This window comes from Providencia sp. PROV122, assembly GCF_028482365.1.
Lineage (GTDB): Bacteria > Pseudomonadota > Gammaproteobacteria > Enterobacterales > Enterobacteriaceae > Providencia > Providencia stuartii.
This window is the reverse complement of the sequence record NZ_JAMPQI010000066.1, coordinates 1-4,434: the sequence shown is the minus strand read 5'-3', so window position 1 is coordinate 4,434 and position 4,434 is coordinate 1. Positions and strand designations below refer to the sequence as shown.

Annotated in this window: 3 protein-coding genes, 5 tRNA genes and 1 rRNA gene; 8 read left to right on the top strand and 1 reads right to left on the bottom strand. The window is 40.7% G+C overall.

Going from position 1 to position 4,434, the window contains the following annotated elements:
* Positions 1-39 precede the first annotated feature (39 nt).
* The 4 genes from PSE69_RS19655 (at position 40) to birA (ending at position 2,478) form a co-directional block, all read left to right on the top strand.
* Positions 40-115: transfer RNA gene (locus PSE69_RS19655), tRNA-Thr, on the top strand.
* A 29-nt stretch (positions 116-144) separates the two neighbouring features.
* Positions 145-260, top strand: a 5S ribosomal RNA gene (gene rrf / locus PSE69_RS19650).
* Between the two features lie 209 nt (positions 261-469).
* The gene (gene murB, locus PSE69_RS19645) at positions 470-1,504 is read left to right on the top strand and encodes a UDP-N-acetylmuramate dehydrogenase (RefSeq protein ID WP_121875341.1); all 1,035 of its coding nucleotides are present in this window, start codon (positions 470-472) and stop codon (positions 1,502-1,504) included.
* Entirely contained in the window at positions 1,501-2,478 is a 978-nt protein-coding gene (gene birA, locus PSE69_RS19640) for a bifunctional biotin--[acetyl-CoA-carboxylase] ligase/biotin operon repressor BirA (protein ID WP_121875340.1), read from the top strand. Before murB ends, birA begins: the two co-directional genes overlap by 4 nt.
* Positions 2,479-2,515: 37 nt before the next feature.
* On the opposite strand, the gene coaA is transcribed toward birA, so the two are convergent.
* Positions 2,516-3,466 (bottom strand): type I pantothenate kinase, encoded by a 951-nt coding sequence (gene coaA, locus PSE69_RS19635; RefSeq protein WP_004924900.1) that lies wholly within the window; start codon positions 3,464-3,466, stop codon positions 2,516-2,518.
* A gap of 438 nt (positions 3,467-3,904) precedes the next feature.
* On the opposite strand from coaA, the gene PSE69_RS19630 reads away from it, so the two are divergent.
* From PSE69_RS19630 to PSE69_RS19615, 4 genes are all read left to right on the top strand, one after another.
* Positions 3,905-3,980: transfer RNA gene (locus PSE69_RS19630), tRNA-Thr, on the top strand.
* A 16-nt stretch (positions 3,981-3,996) separates the two neighbouring features.
* Positions 3,997-4,081 (top strand) — tRNA-Tyr (locus PSE69_RS19625).
* 75 nt (positions 4,082-4,156) lie between these two features.
* Positions 4,157-4,231, top strand: a tRNA-Gly gene (locus tag PSE69_RS19620).
* A gap of 6 nt (positions 4,232-4,237) precedes the next feature.
* Positions 4,238-4,313, top strand: a tRNA-Thr gene (locus PSE69_RS19615).
* Positions 4,314-4,434: the final 121 nt, after the last annotated feature.

The window sequence follows — 4,434 nt, the reverse complement described above, 5'->3', positions numbered from 1 at the left end:
TTTAAAGGTTGTGTCAGTACTGACTGACCGCACCATATTGCTGATATGGCTCAGTTGGTAGAGCACACCCTTGGTAAGGGTGAGGTCCCCAGTTCGAATCTGGGTATCAGCACCATGAATTTATCAGTATTAAAAAAGAATTTACCTAGCGGCAATAGCGCGGTGGTCCCACCTGACCCCATGCCGAACTCAGTAGTGAAACGCCGTAGCGCCGATGGTAGTGTGGGGCTTCCCCATGTGAGAGTAGGGAACTGCTAGGTTTTAAACATAGAAAAGCCACCTTAGGGTGGCTTTTTGCTATTTAGCCCCATTCAAATTATTCTGTATCTTCTTTTTTCTTGTTCCTGACACATTGCCATTTCAACCTAATACTCCTAATGTCATGAGAGGCATCTCATTATTTAATGATTCTCGCGGGTCAGCCTGATAGACTTAGCTCATCTTTATTGGTTATCTATTGAAGGCTGCAATGAACCCATCCCTTGAATTAAAACCCTTTAATACTCTCGGTATTGAAGCACAAGCAAAGTCAGTTTGTATTGCTGGATCAGCAGAAGAGATTTATCAGCAATGGCTTAATGCGCAAAAACAGCAGTTACCTGTTTTGATCCTTGGAGGGGGAAGTAATGTGTTATTTATTGAAGACTTTGATGGTGCGGTAATTCTCAATCGTATTAGAGGTATTACTATCACAGAGACCCCAGAATATTGGCATGTGTATTCTGCGGCAGGTGAGAACTGGCATCAATTTATTGAATATTTAATGGGTAAAGGTATCTATGGTGCTGAAAATTTAGCCTTGATACCTGGCTGTGTAGGCTCTGCACCAATTCAAAACATAGGCGCTTATGGTGTTGAGCTGAAGGATTTATGTGAGTATGTTGATACTCTGAACCTCCAAACTGGTAAGACAGAAAGGATAGAGGCTGAAGCCTGCCATTTTGGCTACCGTGATAGTATCTTTAAGCATGATTATCAGCATTCTCATGTGATTATTGGGGTTGGTTTGAAGTTTGCTAAACAATGGTCACCTAAACTCACCTATGGGGATTTAGCACTCTTAGATGCCGAAACAGTGACTCCACAGCAAGTGTTTGATGCCGTATGCCAGACACGGAAAGCAAAATTACCTGATCCCGCCGTGACGGGCAATGTGGGAAGCTTCTTTAAAAATCCAATTATTACAGCAGATAAAGCGCATCAAATAAAACAACGTTTTCCAACTTGCCCACAGTATGCCCAAGAAGATGGCTCAATAAAGGTTGCTGCGGGTTGGTTGATAGACCAATGTGGGTTGAAAGGCTATGAATTAGGTGGCGCTGCTGTACATACACGGCAGGCTTTAGTCCTCATTAATAAATGCCATGCGACAGGGCGTGATATTGTTGACTTAGCTAAATATGTCAGCCAAAGCGTGCATAAGCATTTTGGTATCATGCTTGAGCCAGAAGTGAGGTTTATTGGTAAACATGGCGAAATTAACCCTATGGACTGCATTTTATGAAAGAAACCAGTACACCGCTACAATTGATAGAGATCTTATCTGATGCTCAAATCCACTCAGGCCAACAGCTAGGCGATACATTAGGGATGACACGAGCAGGGATTAATAAACATATTAAAACACTGCGTTCATGGGGCATTGAAGTGCAAACTATCGCAGGTAAAGGCTATAAATTGCCCCATACGCTTAATTTGCTCAATGGTGAGTTAATTAAGCAATATATTCAGGGCAGTGATGTGATTGTGGAGCCTGTCATTGATTCAACAAATCAGTATATGCTTGAAAGAATTTCGAGCTTAAAATCAGGCGATACATGTCTGGCGGAGTACCAAAGTGCGGGGAGAGGTCGACGCGGGCGGCAATGGATTTCACCATTTGGTTGTAATCTATATCTATCGATGTACTGGAAGCTTGATCAAGGGCCGGCAGCTGCAGTCGGACTAAGTTTAGTTGTGGGGATCATAATTGCTGAAACCTTAAATAAACTAAGCAGGGGTAAAGTAAAAGTAAAATGGCCTAATGATCTTTATCTTAATGATAAAAAACTAGCAGGTATACTTGTGGAATTAACAGGAAAAACAGGTGATGCCGCACATATCATTATTGGTATTGGAATTAATATTGGTATGGAAAAAAAGAATGTAGATAAAGAGGGTACAATTAATCAGGAGTGGGCCTCATTAATTGATGAAGTAGAAAATATAGAAAGAAATAAATTGTCTGCTGATATTATTAATGCACTGAAAAAAGCATTAGTTTTATTTGAGAAGGAAGGATTAGTTCCCTTTTTGGAGCGTTGGTTTGAATTAGATAACTTCTTGGGAAGGAAGGTTAAGTTGTTGATTGGTGATAAAATTATCAGCGGTGTGGAAAAAGGAATAAATCAACAAGGTGCTCTTTTATTACAACAGGATAATGGTGAAATTATTCCTTATATCGGTGGGGAAATATCACTAAGATCTAACGAAAAATAATAAAATGATGCCGGTAAGCTATACCGGCATATAGTGTTTATTTTCTAAGCCTAACATTCTGGATAGAATGGTTTTCGCCTTTGGTCATTATTAAACTTGCACGTTCTTTCGTGGGTAAAATATTTTCTTTTAGGTTTAAACCATTAATTTCATCCCAAATAGAGCCTGCAATTTTAACGGCTTCTTCTTCGCTTAATTTAGAATAATTGTGGAAGTAGGAATCAGGATCGGAAAATGCCCCTTGGCGGAACTTTAGGAACCGACCAATATACCACTGCTTTAATAATTCAGGGTCTGCATCCACGTAGATAGAGAAATCAACAAAGTCTGAGACAAACACATGATGTGGGTCATGTGGATAGTCCATATCACTCTGTAGCACGTTTAAGCCTTCTAGAATTAGGATATCAGGCTGATCAATAACCTGTTGTTGGTCAGGCACAATATCATAAGTCAGATGTGAGTAGACCGGTGCAACAACGTTACGCGCCCCTGATTTTATCTGCGACACGAAATTCACGAGTCTTCGCATATCGTAAGACTGAGGAAAACCCTTTTTCTTCATGATATTTCGATCTTTGAGTACCTGATTAGGATACAAAAACCCATCTGTCGTGATTAAATCAACTTTTCTATGCTCAGGCCAACGTGTTAATAAGGCCTGTAATAGACGAGCCGTTGTGCTCTTGCCTACAGCAACACTGCCTGCAATCCCAATAATATAGGGAACCTTTGCTCCATTTGTTCCTAAGAACTGCTCTAATACAGCCTGACGGCGCAAATTGGAGCTAATATAAAAATTGAGTAAACGAGATAATGGTAGGTAGATTTCAATAACATCTTCCATCGAGAGTTCTTCATTAATACCTTTCAACTCTATCAATTCGCTAGACGTTAATGTCAAAGGGACTGAATCACGTAATGTTGCCCAATGTTCCCTATCAAACTCTAAGTATGGCGTAGTAATAAAATTCTCTGTCTGTTTCATAAACCAACATCTGCCTATTCTATGCAGGTTGGACAGGTTGCCTAAACACCCGTATCCGTAAAATTAAGTTGCATCATAGCGAGTGAAAGATAGTAGGCGTAGAACTTTTTATGTTTTATGTGAATTTTTTTTGACGAAGGCTGTAAAAATAGAACGAGTTGCTGAAAAAAGCAGCGGTTAGAAAGAGGGAACGAAGATACAGAACATCATTTTTTGCTCTAGAAAATGGCATAAGTCACTTTTTAATGATGCAAGGGCTCTTTACTGATTAAATAATAATGGATTATAGTGTTGTTCTGCTGTAGATGTTTTAAGCTGAATATAGCGAAAAAAGCAGCAAAATCGCAAAAAGTGCATAAAATGTGAGCAAGCGAACAAAAAATTAAAATTTTTTGTTGCAAGTCGCGCTCACTCTTCCTAGAATGCGCAGCACTTGATGCCGGCATAGCTCAGTTGGTAGAGCAACTGACTTGTAATCAGTAGGTCCCGAGTTCGACTCTTGGTGCCGGCACCAATTAACAATTTGGATAGGTGGGATACCCAAGCGGCCAAAGGGAGCAGACTGTAAATCTGCCGTCACAGACTTCGAAGGTTCGAATCCTTCTCCCACCACCATCTCCTGAAGAACTTTTCAAAAAAGTTTATTCAGGTTACATTTAGCAGCTGATAACTCAGGTAGCCGAGTTCATTGCGGGCATCGTATAATGGCTATTACCTCAGCCTTCCAAGCTGATGATGCGGGTTCGATTCCCGCTGCCCGCTCCAAGATGTGCTGATATAGCTCAGTTGGTAGAGCACACCCTTGGTAAGGGTGAGGTCGGCAGTTCGAATCTGCCTATCAGCACCACTTCCCTTATGTTCTCAATTATCTCCCTGATTTGTCTCCTGTAAAAAGCAAGCAAATAAATTTTAACTGCTTGGTTGATGTGGTGTAGCCACCGATTCCGTGTCTTAGAGGGACAATCTAA

Bases quoted from the DNA above. Each gene is read 5' to 3' on its own strand.
- murB (WP_121875341.1), top strand. From the start codon at position 470: ATGAACCCATCCCTTGAATTAAAACCCTTTAATACTCTCGGTATTGAA.
- birA (WP_121875340.1), top strand. From the start codon at position 1,501: ATGAAAGAAACCAGTACACCGCTACAATTGATAGAGATCTTATCTGAT.
- coaA (WP_004924900.1), bottom strand. From the start codon at position 3,466: ATGAAACAGACAGAGAATTTTATTACTACGCCATACTTAGAGTTTGAT.